Below are 20,087 nucleotides of genomic sequence, written 5' to 3' on the forward strand. Positions count from 1 at the left end.
ATCGCTCGTCCTCGCTGACCTGGAATCCCTCGAAAGGCACCACTCGTGAAGATCACCCGTATCGGGCGCGCGTCCAGCGTCGCCGTTGTCGCGGCGCTCGCGCTCGCCGCCTGCGGTAGCTCCTCCAACAGCGACTCCTCCGGAAACTCGGCCGGGTCCGGTGGCTCGGGTTCGGGTGCGGCCGCTGGCTCGGCTACCGCTTCCGGCGCGGGGGACTGCTTCTCCGGCAGCCTGAACGCAGAGGGTTCGACCGCGCAGCAGAACGCGATCACCCAGGCGATCTCGAGCTACCAGACCAAGTGCAGCGGCGCCAAGGTGTCCTACAACGGCACCGGCTCGGGCGCGGGCATCACGTCCTTCATCGCCAAGCAGGTCGACTTCGCCGGCTCCGACTCGGCGCTCAACGCCGACAAGGGCGAGCCGGCCAAGGCCAAGGCCGCCTGCGGCTCGGACGCGCTCAACCTGCCGATGGTCACCGGCCCGATCGCGGTCGCCTTCAACGTCAAGGGTGTCGACAAGCTCAACCTCACGCCCGACCTGATCGCCAAGATCTTCTCCGGCAAGATCAAGAAGTGGAACGACCCGGCGATCGCCGCCGCCAACCAGGGCGCGAAGCTGCCCGACACCAACATCTCGGTGTTCTTCCGGTCGGACGAGTCGGGCACCACCGACAACTTCACCAACTACATGAACAAGACCGCCCCCACCGTGTGGACCGAGAAGAAGTCCAAGAAGTGGACCGGCACCGTCGGCCAGGGCAAGTCCAAGACCGCCGGCGTCGCCACCGCGGTCAAGGCCACCGACGGCGGCATCGGCTACATCGAGTGGGGCTACGCGGTCCAGAACAAGCTCCACTTCGCCTCGGTCAACGGCGTGGAGCTGACCGGCGCGTCGGCCGGCAACGCCGTCGAGGCCGCGAAGGTCGTCGGCACGGGCAAGGACCTGTCGCTGAAGCTGGACTACACGACCAAGGAGGCCGGCGCCTACCCGATCGTCCTGGTCACCTACGAGATCGTCTGCTCCAAGTACGCCGACGCCACCAAGGGCAAGAACGTCAAGGCGTTCCTTTCCTACATGGCCTCGCCGGACTTCCAGAAGACGCTCGAGGGCGTCGGCGCGGCCCCGCTGCCCGCCGCGATCCAGACCAAGGTCGTCGACTCGATCAACTCGATCAGCTGACGACCCGAGAGCATCACCTGCGGGGGTATCGCGAACCACGCGATACCCCCGCAGGCACGAGACCTGCATGATGAGAGCGAAACTCCCCGCCCCACGCACCATCAGCCGGCGATCAGGTATGACGCCGCCTGAGCACCTCACGGAGATCAGATGAGTTCATCCACCGGAGCCTCGCTCACGGACGGGCTGCCCGGCCCCGACGGGCAACCGCCACTGCGCGGCGACGACGCAAACACCGGCCGCGCCGGTGACAAGGTCTTCGGCGGCCTCGCCATCGGCAGCGGCATCCTCGTCATCGCAGCGGTCGTGCTCATCGCGCTCTTCCTGCTCTTCCAGGCGATCCCGGCGATCGGCGACGACAAGGTCAACTTCCTCACCAGCCGCGAGTGGAACGTCTCGGGTCGCCGTTTCGGCATCGCGCAGATGCTGTGGACCACCGTCGCGACCTCGATCGTCGCCCTGGTGATCGCGGTGCCGTTCGCCATCGCGATCGCGCTCTTCCTCACCCACTACGCGCCCCGGTGGCTCGCCGGACCGGCCGCCACGCTGATCGACCTGCTGGCCGCGGTGCCGTCGATCGTCTACGGCCTGTGGGGCGTCTTCGTCGTGGCGCCGAAGTACGAACCGGTGCAGAACTGGCTGAGCGACGCGTTCGGCTGGTTCCCGCTCTTCGCCAAGGTGCCCAGCGTCGGCGGCGGCACCACGATGTTCCTCGTCGGCATCGTGCTGGCGATCATGGTGTTGCCGATCGTCACCGCGCTGACCCGCGAGGTCTTCTCGCAGGCCCCGGCCGCCCACCAGGAGGCGGCGCTCGCGCTCGGCGCGACCAAGTGGGAGATGATCCGCACCGCGGTGCTGCCGTTCGGCAAGCCCGGCATCATCAGCGCCTCGATGCTCGGCCTCGGCCGCGCGCTCGGCGAGACGGTCGCCGTGCTCTACATCCTGTCCGCGCTGCCCGACGGGTCGAAGTGGACCTGGTCGCTGTTCAACGGCGGTGAGACCTTCGCCTCCAAGATCGCCAACAGCGCCTCGGAGTTCTCCGGCGGCACCTCGACCGGCGCCTACATCGCGGCGGGTCTGGTCCTCTTCATCCTGACCTTCGTGGTCAACGCGGTGGCGCGAGTCGTCATCGAGCGTAGGAAGGCATTCAGCGAATGAGCCTCGACGTGAAGGACATTCCCGCATCCGAGGCCGGCGACCTGGGCGGCATCGACCACGGCAAGTCCGGCATCCGGGTGCTGAAGAACAACATCGCCACCGTCGTCATCTGGGCGGCGTTCCTCATCGCGCTGATCCCGCTGGTGTGGATCCTCTGGACCGTGCTGTCCAAGGGCCTTTCGACGATGCTCTCGGTCACCTGGTGGCAGAAGGACCAGTCCGGTGTCGGCGCGCCCGGCTTCGACACCAACGTGCGCGGTGCCCGGCACGCGATCGTCGGCACGCTGGAGATCGCCGCGCTGACCTCGGTCATCGCGATCCCGGTCGCGGTGATGACCGCGATCTACCTGGTGGAGTACGGCCGCGGCACACTCGCCCGCGCGGTCAGCTTCATGGTCGACATCCTCTCCGGTGTCCCCTCGATCGTCGCCGGTCTGTTCCTCTACGCCGTGTGGGTGACGTTCTTCGGCTGGCAGCTCAACGCGTTCTGCAGCTCGCTCGCTCTCGTGCTGCTGATGGTGCCGGTCGTCTGTCGCTCGACCGAGGAGATGCTCAAGCTCGTCCCGAACGAGCTGCGGGAGGCGTCATACGCACTCGGGGTGCCGAAGTGGAAGACGATCGTCAAGGTCGTGCTGCCCACGTCGTTCTCCGGCATCGTCACCGGTTCGCTGCTCGGCTTCGCCCGCGTAGCCGGCGAGACCGCGCCGCTGCTGATCCTCGCGCAGTACACGCAGTTCCTCAACCAGAACCCGTTCTCCGGCAACATGGCCGCGCTGCCTACGCTGATCAACACCAACCTGTTGAACATGTCCAGCGACCAGGTCAGCGCCGACCGGGTCTGGGGCGCGGCCTGCACGCTGATCCTGATCGTCCTGGTCATCAACCTGCTCGGCCGGCTCATCGGCCGTCTCACCCGGGTCAAGAGCTGACCCTTCGGGCGACCGACACCCACCACTAGCAGCTAGGAAAGCAACGACATGGGCAAGCGCATCGACGTCAAGGACCTGAACGTCTTCTACGGCGACTTCAAGGCCGTCGAAGGTGTCTCGATGACGGTCGAGCCGCGTTCGGTGACCGCGTTCATCGGTCCGTCGGGCTGCGGGAAGTCGACCTTCCTGCGCACCCTCAACCGGATGCACGAGGTGATCCCCGGCGGTCACGTGCAGGGCAAGGTCATGCTCGACGACGAGGACCTCTACGCGCCGGGCGTCGACCCGGTGGCCGTGCGCCGCACCGTCGGGATGGTCTTCCAGCGCCCGAACCCCTTCCCCACCATGTCGATTCGCGACAACGTCGTCGCCGGGCTGCGGCTCAACGGGGTCAAGAACAAGAAGGTGCTCGACCAGAAGGTCGAGGAGTCGCTGCAGGGCGCGAACCTCTGGAACGAGGTCAAGGACCGGTTGAACAAGCCCGGCGCGGGCCTCTCCGGTGGTCAGCAGCAGCGCCTCTGCATCGCCCGCGCGATCGCGGTCGAGCCGCAGGTGCTGCTCATGGACGAGCCGTGCTCGGCGCTCGATCCGATCTCGACGCTCGCGATCGAGGATCTGATCGGCAAGCTCAAGGAGCAGTACACGATCGTCATCGTGACCCACAACATGCAGCAGGCCGCCCGCGTCTCGGACAAGACCGCGTTCTTCAACCTCGAGGCCACCGGCAAGCCGGGCAACCTGATCGAGATGGACGACACGCAGCAGATCTTCAACAACCCGACCAAGAAGGCCACCGAGGACTACATCTCCGGCCGCTTCGGCTGACCGACGGCACCCGCGGTGCCCGTATGACGTGAGCTTCGTCATACACATCGGATGTTTGGCGGGAACCGGTGACGCGCGCGCCCGCCGGTCCGGCATCATTGCAGGGTGGCCAAGGACAAGGAGTCCAGGCGCCCGAAGTTTCTCGCCCGCAAGGGCGACAAGCTGAAGGTCGCCGATTCCGCAGGGAAGAAACGCACCGCGCAGGTCGTCAGCCTCGACGACGACCTCACCAAGGAGCAGGGCAGCTTCGCCTTCGGCTACTGCAAGAGCTGCGACTGGACCGGGCGTGCCCGCCGGTCACGCGACAAGGCGCGCGACGACGCCCGCGACCATCGGGGCAGCTGCGACGGCAAGGGCAAGGTCGTGCTCGGCGTCACCGACCACCGCTGAAGCGGGCACGAGGTGCCGAGAACGAGCCGGGCCGAGGCCGGTGCCGGCACCGGCGTGGCATGAATCACCCAGTCGATCGGGATCGCCGCCCCCGCGGATGGAACAAACCACCGGGTGGATGCCGTTACGCTTGTCGTTGCGTCGGGCCGCGGCAGCCCCGGGTCCCAAAATTCGCCGCTACGAGCGGCCGTGCGCCGTGAGGCGCTCCCGGCCCGACGCAACCACTTCTTCCCTCGTGTCCAGGTCCTTCAGGCCGTGCTTCAGGTCAGGTCGCCTGCACGCCAGGCGGCCGCCGCCCGGTGCAGATCCTGGGCGGTGCTGAGCAGTTGCGCCGCGCTGCGGGTGGCACCGGACGCCGACTCCTCGTCATACCCGTCGTGCTCGTCGGCACGGTAGGCCCGGCCGATCGACACCACCCGGCAGAACGCCGAGGCGCGCTCCAGCGCCACCGCCAGATCCCCATCGAAGACCCCCGTCAGGATCGCGTCGACGAGCTCGCGCAACGCCTCGGGCGACGGCGGCTCGGCGGCGCCGGCGACCGCGTGCGACACGTCGGCGTGGTGCCGGCCGAGGTCGTAATCGATCGCCACGCCCACCCCGTCGCGGCGCACCCACTCACGGATCGCGTAGAGACGCCACAGCGCGCCCGGCAGGCTCACCGCAGGGCGCCCGGCCCACAACTGCGCGACCGTGGACATCCCGAGCTCGTCGACCAGACTGACCAGCCTCCTGGTCAGGTCCGGGTCGTCGGCGGCCCGTCCCGTGCCGACCAGCACCGCGGCCGTCTCATGGGCGACCTCGGAGACCTCCGCGGGATCGAGCCCGCTCTCCTGTGCGTCGAGGGCGCCGGGGCTGAACATCGCCGGCCGGCGCGGCTTGCGCGGCTCGTCGCCCTGGTCGGTCATGTCGCTCCTTCGCTGCGAGGGATTGATCCGACCGCACGAGCGTAGGCGATCGGCCTGGGAGCGGCGGCTCCGCTCCTCACCGGATCTCTGGGGTGCACTCAGTCCATGCGGTTGAGACCGAGCACGACGATCACCGCCTGACCGGCGGCGTTGCTGGCGGCCAGGTCCACCTCGGCGTCGATGCCCCAGTCCCGGTCGCCCTCGGGGTCGGAGACGACCTGGCGCACCTGCCACTTCTGCGCGCCCTCCTCGATCCGCAGGTAGGACGGGCCCCGCGCGTCCGCGTCGGTGCGCATCTCGTCGTGGTCGGCGAAGTATGCGGAAAGGTCGTCGTGCCAGGCGGATTCGTCCATGACCGTCTCGGTGGGCGGCTCGGTGGACGAGGCGACCGAGCGCTCCAGAGCAGCGAGCGCCACCACGTCCCGGCGAGCAGCAAGCTCCAGCCGGTGGAACATGCCCCGTCGCACCTGCACCCGGAAAGCCTTGGCGTTGGCGGTGATCGGTCGCGGCGTGAGGGGCACCTCGGCGGCGCGCTCCTCGTGCAGCGACGGGTTGGCCAGCTCCTCCCACTCGTCGAGCAGGCTGGAGTCGGTCTGCCGGATCACCTCGCCGAGCCACTCGATGAGGTCGTCGAGCTCGTCGTTCTTGCGCGCGTCGGGCACGGTCTGCCGCAGGGTGCGATAGGCGTCGGTCAGGTAGCGCAGCACGATGCCCTCGGACCGCGCGATGTCGTAGTGGCGCACGAGATCGCCGAAGCTCCAGGCGTTTTCGTACATCTCGCGCACGACGGACTTCGGGGACAGCTCGGTCTCCCTCACCCACGGCTGACTCGCGCGGTAGGTCTCGAAGGCGGCGTCGAGCAGCTCGGCGAGCGGCTGGGGCCAGGTGACGTCCTCCAGCAGCTCCATCCGCTCGTCATACTCGATGCCGTCGGCCTTCATCTGCGCGACGGCCTCGCCGCGCGCCTTGCGGCGCTGAGCCAGCAGCACCGGTCGCGGGTCCTCCAGGATCGACTCGATCACCGACACCACGTCGAGGGCGTCGACCTCACCGTCGGTGCCCTCGACCGCCGGGAGCACGTCGAGAGCGGCGAGCGCGAAGGGCGCGAGCGGCTGGTTGAGCGCGAAGCCGGACTGCAGGTCGGTCACCAGTTGCAGTCCGCGACCGTCGGGCAGCGGCTGCGGCAGGCGCTCCACGACACCGGCGGTGAGCAACTCCCGAGTGAGCGTGATCGCCCGACGGGCAAGGCGCCGGCGGCGCCGCTCGTCCTCGTGATTGCCGCGCACGAGGTCGCGCACCGCGGTATACGGATCGCCTTGTCGCGCAATGAGATTGAGCAGCATCGAGTGGGTGATGCGCATCCGCGACTGCAGCGGCTCCGGGTCGGCGCCGACGAGACGTTCGAAGGTCTCCTCGGTGTAGTTGACGAAGCCCTCGGGCGGCTTCTTGCGTTGCACCTTGCGCAGCTTCTTCGGGTCGTCGCCGGCCTTCGCCAGCGCACGCGCGTTCTCGATCTGATATTCCGGCGCCTGCACCACGACCGAGCCGCTCGTGTCGAAGCCGGCGCGCCCCGCCCGGCCGGCGATCTGGTGAAACTCCCGCGCCTTCAGCAGCCGCTGCCGGCTGCCGTCGAACTTGGTGAGGCCGGTGAAGACCACCGTGCGGATCGGCACGTTGATGCCGACCCCGAGGGTGTCGGTGCCGCAGATGACCTTGAGCAGGCCGTCCTGCGCGAGGGTCTCGACCAGCCGGCGATATTTCGGCAGCATCCCGGCGTGGTGCACCCCGATCCCGTGGCGCACCAGGCGATTGAGCGTGCGGCCGAAACCGGCCGAGAAACGAAAGCCGCCGATGATCTCGCCGATGCGGTCCTTCTCCTCCCGGCTCAGCATGTTGATGCTCATCAGCGCCTGGGCCTGCTCCAGCGCCGCGGCCTGGGTGAAGTGCACGACGTATGCCGGCGCCTCCTTGGCCTGCAGCAGGTCCTCGATCGTCTCGTGCAGCGGCGTCATCGCCCACCGGTAGGCGAGCGGCACGGGACGCTCGGTGGTGGCGACGGTCGCGGTCGGGCGGCCGGTGCGGGCCGTCAGCTCCTCCTCGAAGAGCGTCACGTCACCCAACGTGGCCGACATCAGCAGGAATTGCGCCTGCGGCAGCTCCAGCAGCGGCACCTGCCAGGCCCAGCCGCGTTCGGGCTCGGAGTAGAAGTGGAACTCGTCCATGATCACCAGGCCGACGTCGGCGCCGGCCCCCTCACGGAGCGCGATGTTGGCGAGCACCTCCGCCGTACAACAGATCACGGGGGCGTCCGGGTTGACCGAGGCGTCGCCGGTGAGCATCCCGACGTTGTCGGCGCCGAAGATCTCGCAGAGCGCGAAGAACTTCTCCGAGACCAGGGCCTTGATCGGCCCGGTGTAGAAGCTCACCCGGTCGCCGGCGAGCGCCGCGAAGTGCCCGGCGGTGGCGACCAGTGACTTCCCCGAGCCGGTGGGGGTGGCGAGGATGACGTTGGCGCCGGCGAGCAGCTCGATGATCGCCTCGTCCTGGTGCGGGTAGAGCCGGAGGCCACGATCGTTCGCCCAGGCGACGAAGCGCGCGTAGATCTCGTCGGCGTCGTCGGTCGCGGGCAGGTGGTCGGTGAGGTTCTTCTCGGTCATGGCGCGCCCATGATCGCAGGCGCGCCTCCCTCCGGGGCGTATGCACTGTGGGTGCGGGCCAGCCACTGCAGTGCGTCGGGTATGGCGGAGATCCACACACTCATCCGGTGACCGACCCGGCGCCACGTCATCGAGGTGACCGACATCGGCGGCCGGGCGTCGTGCGCGAAGCGCTGGCTGACCCGCCCCGAGACCGGGTCCTGCAGGGCGACCTGCACCCACGCGGTCAGTCGCGGCGGCGCCTCACGCTCCATGCGCAGCAGGTCGTAACGGGCCGGGAGTGACCTGCCGAAAGGCTTCCAGGAGTTGAAGATCGGCTTGAAGTAGCCGCCGAGCACGATCATCGAACCGAACCGGTCGGGGTGGTTCATCGCGGTCACCGCGGCGCACCAGCCGCCGGCGCTGTAGCCGAGCGTGGTCCACGACGCCGGGTCGGGGCGCACCCGCAGATTGCGGATCACCCACTGCGGCACGTCCTTGCTCAGCCAGGTGTTCATCGGCAGGCCCGGGGCGTCGACACACTCGGTGTCGAGCGCGCCGGGGGTGTAGTCCGGGGCGACGACGACCGTCGGCGCAATAAGGCGTTCGGCGACCAGCTCGGAGATGGTGGCGCCCAGCCCGATCGGCCGGCGCAGGTCACCGGGGCCGCCGGGGACGCCGTGGAAGGCCTCGATGACCGGGAAGGTCCGCGACGCCTGTGCGGGGTCGGTGTATGCCGCGGGCAGCCAGATCAGCAGGCGCGCCGGTTTGCCGGTCGGTCCCGGGATGCGCACCTTGACGTACTGCCCGCCGGCGCCGGGGTTCGGCCGCAGCCGGAGACTTCCTTCGGTGCGCTCGCGGCTCGCGGCATACGACGAACGGGCCTGCTCGTCCGCAGTCACAGCGGACGGCACCGGACCGAGCGGCGGAGGGCTCGCGCCGTGCGTTGCTTCGACCCCGTGCGGCGTCGCCTGCCCGAGCAGGTCGCCGCGCAGGTCACTCCAGTCGGCATACCAGCCGTTCTGCTCGTTCAGCGTCGCGCCGACGGCGAGCACGACCAATAACGTTGTCAGCGCTTGCATTCCGACACGGCCGGCGACGGCGCGCACGGTCCGCCCGGCAAGCTTCGGCCACAGCAGCACGACGCCGACGAAGGCGCCTGCGGCGAGCAGCCAGCAGATCAGCACCGTCCCGGTGCCATTGGGTTCCACGACGACAAATCCCCCGATTTCCGCCCACACCGTGGGCGCCCCGATGCGCCCAGCCTCCACATCATGCCTGGTCAGGCTGAACGTTTCACGAGGAGGCACCCTTGGCGGGCGCGAAGGACGGGAGCGTCCTGCCCAGCCAGTCGAGCCCGACGGGCAGCGCCGCCATGAAGACCGAGATCCGGTGGCCGACGCCGGGCTGGTTGAAGGTGGTGACCGACAAGGGTGGTCGCGCGACGCGCGCGAGCTGCGCCGACGCCTTGCCGGAGGTGGGGTCGTCGGCGGCCACTTGGAGCCAGAGGTTGGTGCGTGGCGCGTGGTCCGCGGCGAGTTGCAGCAGGTCGTAGCGCGCAGGGGGGCCGGCCGTGCCGAACGGGTTCCAGTTGGTGAGCTCCGGTGTGAAGTAGCCGCCGATGACGATGCTCGCGGCATACCGGTCGGGGTGCAGCAGGCCGGCCATGGCCGAGCACCAGCCGCCGGCGCTGTAGCCCATCGTCGCCCACGAGTCCGCGCTGGTGCGCACGCGGAAGTGCTCGGTGATCCACTGCGGCACCGTCCGGGTCAGCCAGGTCTCCATCTGCACGGCACCGCCGTTGAGGCATTCGGTGTCGACCGCGCCGGGCATGTAGTCGGGGAAGACGAGGATCGGCTCGCCGACCGACTTGTCGGCGACCGCCTTGGCGATCACGCCCTCGACGTGGTCGACGCGTGCCCAGTCCAGCGGCCCGCCGGGGGCGCCGTGGAAACCTTCGATGACCGGGTAGAGGCGATCCTGCTGCGTCGGGTCGGTGTATGACGCAGGCAGCCACACGATCACCCGCCCGAGGCGTTTGCTCTGCGGCAGTCCGGTCAGGCCCGGCACGGTCACCCGCACGTACTGCCCGGTCGCGCCGGGCTTCGGGGCGAGCCGGAGGTCGCGCTGGGTCGCGTCGCGCGTCGCGCGGTATTTGACGACCGCCGAATTGTCCTGCTGCTTCTCCTGTTTGGCGTCGATGCGCGGTTGCGCCTTCGCACCGGCGACCTTGGTCTCCCCCTTCGCCGCCGACGCCTGCACGCCGAACACCGCGTCGCGCACCTCGCCCCAGCCGACGTACCAGTCGTACTGGTGGTTGAGGGTCGCGGTGGCCGCGGCGAGCGCGCAGACGATGACCACCACCTGGCTGGCGATCCGGGCGGCGATGCCGCGGATGCTGCGCTCCCCGATGAAATGCCAGAACCAGACCGTCGCGCCGACCACGGCCGTGGTCAGCAGCCACAGCACGATCACGGTGCCCAGACCGTTGGGACCCACGACCCACCCACTTTCCCCCGCTACGCATCCGCCCGCGATCCTCATCGTCATCGGTCAAACTGGACGGACGGTGGCAGCCCCCTGCACGTAGGGCGCAGGCTACGTGACAGCCCGGGTGTGCGGTCGGGCGGATGTGACGGGCGCGCGGGCGCCGACTACGCTTGACCAGCGCACGCCGGGGCCTTTAGCTCAATTGGTAGAGCTGCGGACTTTTAATCCGTAGGTTGTGGGTTCGAGCCCCACAGGGCCCACCAGTCTCACGGCCAACCGATTCGTCCTAGTGTGGTCGGATGGTCAGTCCGCGCAACACGTCACCCAGATCTGCCTCACGAGGCGGGGCGAGAGCCGGTGGCGAGAGAGCTGCTGTCCTGGAGGCAGCCGCGAAACTCTTCGAGTCCCAAGGGTATTCGAGGACGACGATGGATGAGATCGCCCGTTCCGCGGGCGTCAGCGCGCAGGCGATCCGCGCCCACGGCCCGAAGGTGGCACTGCTCGGGGCGGCCTTCTTCGCTCGTTTCATGGGCCGGGAGCAGGAACGAGCACTCGCATCGTTCGAGATGGCACCCTTCGATTGCTTCGACGAGCCCTCCATCGCGCGCATCCTTCGTCCGCTGATCGACGGCATCGCGGCGTCCGTCGGCGTCTTCCGGGCGATCGAGGTCGCCGCTGCGAGCGATCCGGAGGTCGCCGCGCTGCTGACCGACCTCCGCTTCGCCCACCGCACCGACATGCTGCTCATGCTCGCGCAGCACCCGGCGCTGTCGGCCCGGCGCCGGCAAGGCGTCGCGGACGTGCTGATCCTGACGGTCTCGCACGCCGGCTACGACCACCTGGTGTTGCGCTGCGGGTGGTCCCGCGACCGCTTCCGCCGGTGGTCCGCCGCCCAGATCGTCACGTCCGTCGAGGCGGTGCTGCCGCAGCCGACAGTCAAGGACGGCCGCTGACCGCCGCGACGATGCTGTCGAGTCCGGGCGCTTCGGCTGCCTGCCGCTGCAAGCGGGCCGCGGCCTGACGATATGCCGGCTGCATCAGCAACCGGCCCAGTTCCCGCCCCGCACGAGCAGGCGGGATCCGGTTTCGCCGGATCCCGATGCCGAGACCGCTCCAGCGCACTCGTGCCGCGACCTCACCCTTGTCCTCGGACGCCCCGACCGAGAGCACCGGGACGCCGTGCCGGATCGCGAAGCCGACTCCGCCATACCCGCCGTTGGTGACGAACGCCGACAGCCGGGGAAACACAGCGTCATACGGAAGGAACGGGCTGCGGCGTGCGTATGACGGCAGCCGCCCGAGCTCCATGACATCCGGGGCCGAGACGACCAGATTGAGCGCCATTCCCTCGGCCGCCTCGACGACGGGCAGGATCAGGTTGTGCGGATCGGGGACGGCCGAGCCCTGCGTCACCAGCACGGTCGGCCGATTCGGATCGAGGCCCGCCCACCAGTCCGGCAGCGGATGGTCGCTGTCGCCGCTGCGCGAGAGCGGCCCGGCAAAGCGCACCGGCACCGTACTTTCCCGCGGGTACTCGAACCCGGGGACGGTCAGTTGCACGATCTCGTCGACCCACGACAGCCAGTCCATGACGGGCCCGGCAGTCGAACGCCTGCGCCGGCTGCTGCCTCACCCGCCGCCGACTGCAACGAACCGAGGACGAGGCGCTCGATCGCCCAGCGCGCCGCCGCGTTGCGGACTCGGCCGGCAACGCCGGTGGTAGGCGCCCACCCCGCGCCGACCGGCGGCACGCCGGCGGTGGGCAGGTTGAGTGGGTTGCAGCCGAGCACAACGTCGGGCAACCGTCTGAAAGACTGATCATCCACTGGCCACGACACGTGCAGGGGTGATGCGTCGCATGAGCGAAATGCAGTTCGGGATCTTCACAGTCGGGGACATCACCCGCGATCCGACCACCCTCAAGACGCCGAGCGAGCACGAGCGCATCAAGGCGACGGTGGCGATCGCCAAGAAGGCCGAGGAGGTCGGCCTCGACGTCTTCGCGACCGGCGAGCACCACAACCCGCCCTTCGTGCCGTCGTCGCCGACGACCCTGCTCGCCTACATCGCCGCGCAGACCGAACGCCTCCTGCTGTCGACCTCGACCACGCTGATCACCACCAACGACCCGGTGAAGATCGCCGAGGACTTCAGCGTGCTGCAACACCTCTGCGACGGCCGCACCGACGTCATGCTCGGGCGCGGCAACACCGGCCCGGTCTACCCGTGGTTCGGCAAGGACATCCGCGCCGCCATACCGCTGACGGTCGAGAACTACCAGCTGCTGCGCTCGGTCTGGGACGACGAGGTCGTCAACTGGAGCGGCAAGTTCCGCGCCGCACTCCAGGGCTTCACGCTCGCACCGCGCCCCCTGGACGACGTGCCGCCGTTCGTTTGGCACGCCTCGATCAGGTCACCCGAAATTGCAGAGTTGGCAGGCTATTTCGGCGACGGCTTCTTCGCCAACCACATCTTCTGGCCACCGTCGCACACCCAGCAGCAGGTCGAGCTCTACCGGCAACGGTTCTCCGACTACGGCCACGGCACGCCGCAGCAGGCGATCGTCGGACTCGGCGGCCAGGTGTTCATGCGGCCCAACAGCCAGGACGCGGTGCGCGAGTTCCGGCCCTACTTCAACGAGGCGCCGGTCTACGGCCACGGCCCGTCCCTGGAGGAGTTCACCCGCGAGACGCCGCTGACCGTGGGGTCGCCGCAGGAGGTCATCGAGCGCACGCTCGGCTTCCGCGACTATGTCGGCGACTACCAGCGGCAGCTCTTCCTGCTCGACCACGCCGGGCTGCCGTTGAAGACCGTGCTGGAGCAGCTCGACCTGCTCGGCGAGGAGGTCGTGCCGGTGTTGCGGGAGGAGTTTGCCAAGGGGCGCCCGGCGGACGTGCCCGACGCACCGACGCACGCGTCGCTGGTCGCGGCCAAGGAAGCCAAGGAAGCCAAGGAAGCAGCCGACGCGACCCCCGCGGCCGAAAAACCAGACACAGCAACAACATCGGAGGGTGACCAGGCATGACGACGATCGCGGTCGTGACCGCCGGGCTTCGCGAGCCGTCCAGCACGCGCCTGCTCGCCGACCGGCTCGCCGAGGCGGTCCGCAAGGACCTGCCGGCCGGCAGCGTCGAGCTCCCGATGATCGATCTGCGGCTCTACGGCAAGGCGCTGATGGACGCCACGCTCACCGGCTTCATCAGCCCGGAGCTGCAGGCGGCGTTCGACACCCTGACCTCGGCCGACGGGCTGATCGCCGTGACTCCCGCCTTCAACGCCTCCTACAGCGGGCTCTTCAAGTTGTTCTTCGACGTGCTGCCACTGCCCAGCCTCGACGGCATGCCGGTACTCATCGCCGCGACCGGCGGCACCGAGCGCCACTCTCTGGTGCTCGAGCACTCCCTGCGGCCGATGTTCTCCTACCTGCACGCGATCGTCGCGCCGACCGCCGTGTATGCCGCCACCGGTGACTTCGGCGGCGACGGCAACAGCGGGCTCAGCTCCCGGATCGACCGCGCCGCAGAGGGATTCGTCCGGTTGCTGACAGCCTGCGGGCCGCGCTCCGCACCGGCACCGTCCGGCGGCGACGAGCTCGACCAGATGCGGGCGCTGCTCGGCGGCATACCCAAAGGCAACAACCCCAACTGAACGGAGACCACCGATGAGCGACACCGAGACCTGGCCGGCCCTGGCGGTCGACAGTTGGACCGACACCCGCAAGACGCTGCACCTGTGGCTGCAGATCGTCGGCAAGATGGAGATGGTCTCCACCCCGCTGGTCAATCACTGGTGGAATGTCACCTTCCAGGTGAGCGCCCGCGGGTTCCGCACCGGGATGATGTTCTTCGAGGGTCATCCCTTCGACGCCGAGTTCGACTTCATCGACCACAAGTTCTACCTGCGCCGCGCCGACGGCCGGCAGGTCTCCATCGCGCTGGAGGCCAAGTCGGTCGCGACCTTCTACGACGAGGTGCAGGAGGCGCTGCAAGAGCTGCGCCTGCGCTGCGACATCGTGCCCAGCCCCAACGAGGTCGACCCGGCGGTGCCGTTCGCCGAGGACACCGAGGACCGCCCGTACGACGCGCAGGCGGTGCAGACGTTCTGGCGCCAATTGGTCGCTGTGCAAAGGAGTTTCATGATCTGGCGGGCCGGTTTCGCCGGCAAGGACAGCCCGATCCAGCTCTTCTGGGGGTCACTCGACCTGTCCTGCGTGCGGTTCTCGGGCCGGGGCGCGCCGAAGCCGCCGCCCGCGCTGCACGTGCCCAACCTGCCGTCGTGGGTGATGGACGAGGCGGAGAGCCGGGAGAACTTCGCGGCGGGCTTTTGGGCCGGGGGCTCGCCTGAGGGGTCGTTCTACTCCTACGCCTACCCCGAGCCCGACGGCTTCCGGAGCGGCAAGGTCAGCGTCGGCAGGTTCGACGACACGCTGGGCGAGTGGATCCTGCCCTACGACGAGGTGCGCACCAGCGACGACCCGGACACCATGGTGCTGACCTTCCTCAACGAAACCTATGGATTGGCAGCCGATCTCGCCAAGTGGGACCGCAAACTGCTCGACGTGGACCCCCACCGGCTCGACGCGGAGATCTATCACGGCGCCGACCGGTCGCCCCTCTACTGACCCACTCCCATTGACCCGTTCCCACTGAACCATTTCCTACTGACCTCTTACCCGGAAGGCGCCACCACCGATGCCCGACTGGACAGCCCGCATCGTGCAGGACGTCGACGACCTCGACGTCTCGGTGTTCGAGGCGTTGGCCACCACCGACAGCCCGCTGCTCGACCGCCTGATGCCCCGGCTCACCAATGCTGCCGACCACTCCAAGCTCTGGTTCGGCATCGCCGCCCTGCTCGGGGTGAGCCGCAAACGGCGCGCGCAACGTGCGGCGATGCGTGGTGTCGCGACCATCGCGGTGAGCAGCCTGATCACCAATCAGATTGCGAAACGGACCAATCGGCGCCCGCGGCCGTCGTTGCGCTCGGTGCCACTGAGCCGGATGTCGCGGCGACTGCCGACCTCGACCAGCTTCCCGAGTGGCCATGCCGCAAGTGCGGCCGCGTTCGTGACCGCGGTGAGTCTCGAGCTGCCGGCCCTCGCCTACCCGCTGCGCGCACTCGCCGGACTGGTCGGGGTGTCCCGGGTCGCGACCGGCGCGCACTACCCGTCGGACGTCGTCGCCGGCTGGTTCCTCGGCAGCACGGTGGCCCGCATCGGCGGCAAGCTCGTGCCACCGGCGGCGCCACCTGAGAAGCACCTGCACCACCGCGCTCCCCTGCAGCTCGGCGAGCGCCCCACCGGCCGCGGCGTCGTGCTCGTGGTCAACCCCGCGTCGCACAGCGGGCAGGGCGCCGACGTGCTGCGCAAGGTGCAACGCAAGCTGCCGGACGTGGAGGTCGTCGAGCTCCGCAAGGAGGACGACGTTGAGCAGGTGATGCGCCAATCCGCCTCTCGCGCACAGGTGCTCGGCGTCGCGGGCGGCGACGGCACCGTCCGCTCCGCGGCGTCGGCCGCGATCGCGGCCGACGTGCCGCTCGCGGTCTTCCCCGCCGGCACCTTCAACCACTTCGCCAAGGACGTCGGCGCGTTCGGCCTGGACGCCGCGATAACGGCAGTCAAACGAGGCACCGCGGACAAGGTCGACGCGGCATACCTCAACGACAAGATCTTCCTCAACACCGCGAGCATCGGCGCCTACACCGACTTCGTGCAGATCCGAGAGAAGTACGAGGGACGCGTCGGCAAGCCGCTCGCCGCGGTGTGGGCGGCGCTCGTCGTCAAGGACCGCACCCTGCGGGTGCGGGTGGACGACACCACCAGCGAGATCAACCTACTCTTCCTCGGCAACGGCAGGTATCAGCCGAGCGGCTTCGCGCCGGCCTTCCGGGAGCAGATGAGCGACGGCCTGGTCGACCTTCGCATGCTCGACGTCGCCGGACCGATCGGGCAGCTGAAAGTGTTGGCAGCGTTGCTGACCGGGCAGCTGGCGCGCAACAAGCGCTACCACGAACTCAGCGCGCCGGAGCTGCAGATCGACGTGCTGAGCGGGCCGGTCCGGGTCGCCCGCGACGGCGAGCTCGGCGAGACGACCGACGCGCTGCACGTGCGCGTCGACCGGCGCGCGCTCACGGTGTTCTGTCACGACGCGGCGTTCTGAGCGCGGCTCGTCTCGATAGGAGGCTGGGTCTCGATACGCCGTCCCCCGCTGCGCTCCTCCCGGCTACTCGACCAGCACAGCTTCGCTGATCGAGCGGCAGTCTTCGCTGATCGAGTAGCGGCGAGGAACGAGCCGCGTATCGAGATCAGCCCAGCAACGACCCCGCGAAAGCCGCCGGTGGTCTCGATACGCCGTCCCCCGCTGCGCTCCTCCCGGCTACTCGACCAACAAGACCCGGCTACTCGACCAGCGCAGAAGACTTGACTTGGTCCAGAAAACCCGAAAGGGTGATCACGTGCCGGGCCACTTCGAGGAGACGCTGCGCGGGGCCGGTCTGCGCGTGACGCAACCTCGCCTCGCGGTGCTGAGTGCCGTGCACGACCACCCGCACGCCGACAGCGCGGTGATCGCCGAGGCGGTCCGCGAGCAGTTGCCGGCCGTCTCCCGGCAGGCGATCTTCGACTGCCTCAACACCTTCGCCGACAGCCGGTTGGTGCGACGCATCCAGCCGGCCGGCTCCAGCGCGCGCTACGAGCTGCGTGTCGGTGACAACCACCATCATCTGGTCTGCCGCTCCTGCGGCGCGGTCGTCGACGTCGACTGCGCCGTGGGCGAGGCCCCGTGTCTGCACACCCCGGACGACCACGGCTTCCGCATCGACGAAGCCGAGGTCATCTACTGGGGGGTGTGTCCCGATTGCGCTGCCGCGCAACGAGTTTCGCCCACCCTTCAGCAGGACACCGAAAGGAAGTCATGAGCACCACCGACGAACAGCCTCTGGCTGAGATCAACGATGAGGATGCGGGCGGCAAATGCCCGGTCATGCACAACCTCATCCCGCCGACGCAAGGTGACGCCAACCAGCAGTGGTGGCCGGAGCGCCTCAACCTGAAGATCCTGGCCAAGAACCCCGCGGTCGCCAACCCGCTGGGCGAGGACTTCGACTACGCGGCCGCGTTCGAAAAGCTCGACCTCGCAGCGGTCAAGGCCGACATCAACACGATGCTCACCGACTCGCAGGAGTGGTGGCCGGCCGACTTCGGCAACTACGGCCCGCTGATGATCCGTATGGCGTGGCACAGCGCCGGCACCTACCGCGTCCAGGACGGCCGCGGCGGCGGTGGCACCGGTCAGCAGCGCTTCGCCCCGCTCAATTCCTGGCCGGACAACGTGCTGCTCGACCGCGCCCGCCGCCTGCTGTGGCCGGTCAAGAAGAAGTACGGCCAGGCGCTGTCCTGGGGTGACCTGATGATCCTGGCCGGCAACGTGGCGCTGGAGAACATGGGCTTCAAGACCTTCGGCTTCGCCGGCGGACGGCCCGAGGCCTGGGAGCCGGACGACGACGTCTACTGGGGCCCAGAGACCGAGTGGCTCGGCGACGAGCGCTACACCGGCGACCGCGACCTGGAAAACCCGTTGGCCGCAGTGCAGATGGGTCTGATCTACGTCAACCCCGAAGGCCCGGAGGGCGAGCCCGACCCGCTGAAGTCCGCGATCGACATCCGCGAGACCTTCAGCCGGATGGCGATGAACGACGAGGAGACCGTCGCCCTCATCGCCGGCGGCCACACCTTCGGCAAGACCCACGGCGCCGCCCCGGCCGACGAGGTCGGCCCCGAGCCCGAGGGCGCCCCGATCGAGCAGAACGGCATCGGCTGGAAGCAGCCCTTCCAGACCGGCAAGACCGTCGACGTCATCGGCTCCGGCCTGGAGGTCACCTGGACCTACCACCCGACCCGCTGGGACGACGAGTTCTTCCACATCCTGTTCGGCTACGAGTGGGAGCTCATGGACTCCCCCGCCGGCGCCAAGCAGTGGCGCCCGGTCAACAACGGCGGGGCCGACATGGTCCCGGAGGCGTCCGGTGACGGCAAGCGCGAGCCGCGCATGCTGACCTCCGACCTCGCGCTGCGCTTCGACCCGGCATACGAGAAGATCTCGCGCCGGTTCATGGAGCGCCCGGAAGAGTTCGCCGACGCGTTCGCGCGTGCGTGGTTCAAGCTGACCCACCGCGACATGGGCCCGAAGTCCCGCTACCTCGGACCGGAGGTGCCGGCCGAGGACCTCATCTGGCAGGACCCGGTGCCGGCGACCCAGGCACCGAGCCCGGAGGCGGTCGCCGCCGCCAAGCAGCAGATCGCCGACGCCGGCTTCTCGGTGTCCGACCTGGTCAAGACCGGCTGGGCGGCCGCTGCGTCATACCGCAACTCCGACAAGCGAGGCGGCGCCAACGGCGGCCGGCTGCGCCTGGAGCCGCAGAAGTCGTGGAAGGTCAACGACCCGGCGGCGATCGGCCCGGTGGTGGCCAAGCTGGAGCAAATCGCGCAGGACACCGGCATCTCCTTCGCCGACGCCACGGTGCTCGCCGGCAACGTCGGCGTCGAGCAGGCGGCCAAGGCCGCCGGGCACGAGGTCGAGGTGCCGTTCACGCCGGGTCGCGGTGACGCCACCCAGGAGCAGACCGAGGTCGAGTCGGTGGCCTACCTGGAGCCGCGCATCGACGCGTTCCGCAACTACACCGACTTCGAGCCGGTGGCCCCGCTGGAATACCACCTGATCGACCGGGCCAACCTGCTCAACGTGAGCGCCCCGGAGATGACGGTGCTGATCGGCGGTCTGCGGGTGCTCGGCGCCAACACCGGCGACAACAAGGACGGTGTCTTCACCGACCGCGTCGGCCAGCTGACCAACGACTTCTTCGTCAACCTGCTGGCGCTCACCACCGACTGGAAGCCCGGCGACACCAAGGGTTCGTATGTCGCCACCGGCCCGGACGGCCAGGCCTGGACCGGCAGCCGCGCCGACCTGGTCTTCAGCGCGAACTCCGAGCTGCGCGCGATCGCCGAGGTCTACGCCTCCGACGACGCCGCCGAGAAGTTCGTGCGGGACTTCGTCGCCGCGTGGGCGAAGGTCATGGACAACGACCGGTTCGACGTGAAGAAGAAGTAGTCGCACCACCTGCAACGGCGAAGGGTCCGCGGTATCCGCGGGCCCTTCGCTGTCTCCCCGCTGGTTTCCCGGCCCGTTCCCTCGCCCGTTGTCTGACCGCTTCCTCCCAACGGGTGGCGGCCGCGGCATATCGTCGGACGCATGACCGACAGGGGGAAATGTCAGCAGCCGCGCCGGCCCGGCGGTCCCGCATGGCGAGGCCAGTGCTGCGCGAGGGAGCCATGGCGGCGTCGGTCGTCGCCGGCGGCTTCGCCTGGGTGTCCGCGCGACGGATGCGCCCCAGGGCGGTGGACCTGCCGGGCGCGGTGCGCAGCGGCGTGATCGCGATCGTCATCCTGCTGATCGGCCCCAACACCCTCGGTGCAACACGATCGAGCTGCTCGCCCTGGTCGCGCTGGAGGTATGGCGCAGGCCGGCCGCGGAGTCCGCGACCGCCTGAAGCGCCGGGCGTCTACGCTGCGCCAAACC

Annotated in this window: 17 protein-coding genes and 1 tRNA gene; 13 read left to right on the forward strand and 5 right to left on the reverse strand. The window is 69.1% G+C overall.

Annotated features, from left to right (window positions below):
- Nucleotides 1–45: 45 nt before the first annotated feature.
- The 5 genes from pstS to HJ588_RS01040 all read left to right on the forward strand — a co-directional run bounded on the left by pstS (nucleotide 46) and on the right by HJ588_RS01040 (nucleotide 4,481).
- Nucleotides 46–1,179: a phosphate ABC transporter substrate-binding protein PstS gene (pstS, locus tag HJ588_RS01020; RefSeq protein ID WP_171151120.1), complete on the forward strand. Its 1,134-nt coding sequence runs from the start codon at nucleotides 46–48 to the stop codon at nucleotides 1,177–1,179.
- Nucleotides 1,180–1,329: 150 nt separating this feature from the next.
- Nucleotides 1,330–2,337, forward strand: a complete 1,008-nt coding sequence (gene pstC / locus HJ588_RS01025) for a phosphate ABC transporter permease subunit PstC (RefSeq protein WP_171151122.1) — start codon at nucleotides 1,330–1,332, stop codon at nucleotides 2,335–2,337.
- Nucleotides 2,334–3,266, forward strand: coding sequence for a phosphate ABC transporter permease PstA (gene pstA, locus HJ588_RS01030; protein ID WP_171151124.1), 933 nt, complete (start codon nucleotides 2,334–2,336; stop codon nucleotides 3,264–3,266). Before pstC ends, pstA begins: the two co-directional genes overlap by 4 nt.
- A gap of 48 nt (nucleotides 3,267–3,314) precedes the next feature.
- On the forward strand, nucleotides 3,315–4,091 hold the full coding sequence (gene pstB, locus HJ588_RS01035; RefSeq protein WP_171151127.1) for a phosphate ABC transporter ATP-binding protein PstB: 777 nt from the start codon (nucleotides 3,315–3,317) through the stop codon (nucleotides 4,089–4,091).
- A gap of 105 nt (nucleotides 4,092–4,196) precedes the next feature.
- On the forward strand, nucleotides 4,197–4,481 hold the full coding sequence (locus HJ588_RS01040; RefSeq protein WP_171150723.1) for a hypothetical protein: 285 nt from the start codon (nucleotides 4,197–4,199) through the stop codon (nucleotides 4,479–4,481).
- A gap of 260 nt (nucleotides 4,482–4,741) precedes the next feature.
- On the opposite strand, the gene HJ588_RS01045 is transcribed toward HJ588_RS01040, so the two are convergent.
- The 4 genes from HJ588_RS01045 to HJ588_RS01060 all read right to left on the reverse strand — a co-directional run bounded on the left by HJ588_RS01045 (nucleotide 4,742) and on the right by HJ588_RS01060 (nucleotide 10,521).
- Nucleotides 4,742–5,386: a hypothetical protein gene (locus tag HJ588_RS01045; protein ID WP_171151128.1), complete on the reverse strand. Its 645-nt coding sequence runs from the start codon at nucleotides 5,384–5,386 to the stop codon at nucleotides 4,742–4,744.
- Between the two features lie 98 nt (nucleotides 5,387–5,484).
- Nucleotides 5,485–8,043 carry a DEAD/DEAH box helicase gene (locus HJ588_RS01050; RefSeq protein WP_171151130.1) on the reverse strand — a complete coding sequence of 853 codons (2,559 nt, stop codon included), beginning with the start codon at nucleotides 8,041–8,043 and terminating at the stop codon, nucleotides 5,485–5,487.
- Nucleotides 8,040–9,233, reverse strand: a complete 1,194-nt coding sequence (locus HJ588_RS01055; RefSeq protein ID WP_171151133.1) for an alpha/beta hydrolase-fold protein — start codon at nucleotides 9,231–9,233, stop codon at nucleotides 8,040–8,042. Before HJ588_RS01055 ends, HJ588_RS01050 begins: the two co-directional genes overlap by 4 nt.
- 85 nt (nucleotides 9,234–9,318) lie before the next feature.
- Complete coding sequence (locus tag HJ588_RS01060) at nucleotides 9,319–10,521, reverse strand: alpha/beta hydrolase-fold protein (RefSeq protein ID WP_171151135.1); 1,203 nt, start codon at nucleotides 10,519–10,521, stop codon at nucleotides 9,319–9,321.
- 178 nt (nucleotides 10,522–10,699) lie between these two features.
- On the opposite strand from HJ588_RS01060, the gene HJ588_RS01065 reads away from it, so the two are divergent.
- Together HJ588_RS01065 and HJ588_RS01070 are read left to right on the forward strand one after the other, a co-directional pair.
- Nucleotides 10,700–10,775 (forward strand) — tRNA-Lys (locus HJ588_RS01065).
- A gap of 36 nt (nucleotides 10,776–10,811) precedes the next feature.
- Nucleotides 10,812–11,465, forward strand: coding sequence for a TetR/AcrR family transcriptional regulator (locus HJ588_RS01070; protein ID WP_171151137.1), 654 nt, complete (start codon nucleotides 10,812–10,814; stop codon nucleotides 11,463–11,465).
- Here the strand turns inward: HJ588_RS01070 and HJ588_RS01075 are convergent.
- Nucleotides 11,449–12,102, reverse strand: coding sequence for a glycosyltransferase (locus tag HJ588_RS01075; protein ID WP_171151139.1), 654 nt, complete (start codon nucleotides 12,100–12,102; stop codon nucleotides 11,449–11,451). The genes HJ588_RS01070 and HJ588_RS01075 overlap by 17 nt on opposite strands.
- A 277-nt stretch (nucleotides 12,103–12,379) precedes the next feature.
- Here HJ588_RS01075 and HJ588_RS01080 point away from each other — a divergent pair, with 277 nt between their 5' ends.
- The 6 genes from HJ588_RS01080 (at nucleotide 12,380) to katG (ending at nucleotide 19,619) form a co-directional block, all read left to right on the forward strand.
- Nucleotides 12,380–13,537 (forward strand): LLM class flavin-dependent oxidoreductase, encoded by a 1,158-nt coding sequence (locus tag HJ588_RS01080; protein ID WP_171155237.1) that lies wholly within the window; start codon nucleotides 12,380–12,382, stop codon nucleotides 13,535–13,537.
- A complete protein-coding gene (locus HJ588_RS01085) occupies nucleotides 13,534–14,160 on the forward strand; it encodes a CE1759 family FMN reductase (RefSeq protein WP_171151141.1) in 627 nt (208 codons plus the stop codon). The genes HJ588_RS01080 and HJ588_RS01085 overlap by 4 nt, the downstream gene beginning before the upstream one ends.
- 13 nt (nucleotides 14,161–14,173) lie before the next feature.
- Complete coding sequence (locus tag HJ588_RS01090; protein WP_171151144.1) at nucleotides 14,174–15,133, forward strand: DUF5996 family protein; 960 nt, start codon at nucleotides 14,174–14,176, stop codon at nucleotides 15,131–15,133.
- A 70-nt stretch (nucleotides 15,134–15,203) separates the two neighbouring features.
- Nucleotides 15,204–16,670: a bifunctional phosphatase PAP2/diacylglycerol kinase family protein gene (locus tag HJ588_RS01095; RefSeq protein ID WP_171151146.1), complete on the forward strand. Its 1,467-nt coding sequence runs from the start codon at nucleotides 15,204–15,206 to the stop codon at nucleotides 16,668–16,670.
- Nucleotides 16,671–16,965: 295 nt separating this feature from the next.
- Entirely contained in the window at nucleotides 16,966–17,427 is a 462-nt protein-coding gene (locus HJ588_RS01100; protein WP_171151149.1) for a transcriptional repressor, read from the forward strand.
- Nucleotides 17,424–19,619, forward strand: coding sequence for a catalase/peroxidase HPI (gene katG, locus HJ588_RS01105; RefSeq protein WP_171151151.1), 2,196 nt, complete (start codon nucleotides 17,424–17,426; stop codon nucleotides 19,617–19,619). The genes HJ588_RS01100 and katG overlap by 4 nt, the downstream gene beginning before the upstream one ends.
- Nucleotides 19,620–20,087: the final 468 nt, after the last annotated feature.

This window comes from Flexivirga aerilata, assembly GCF_013002715.1.
GTDB lineage: Bacteria > Actinomycetota > Actinomycetes > Actinomycetales > Dermatophilaceae > Flexivirga > Flexivirga aerilata.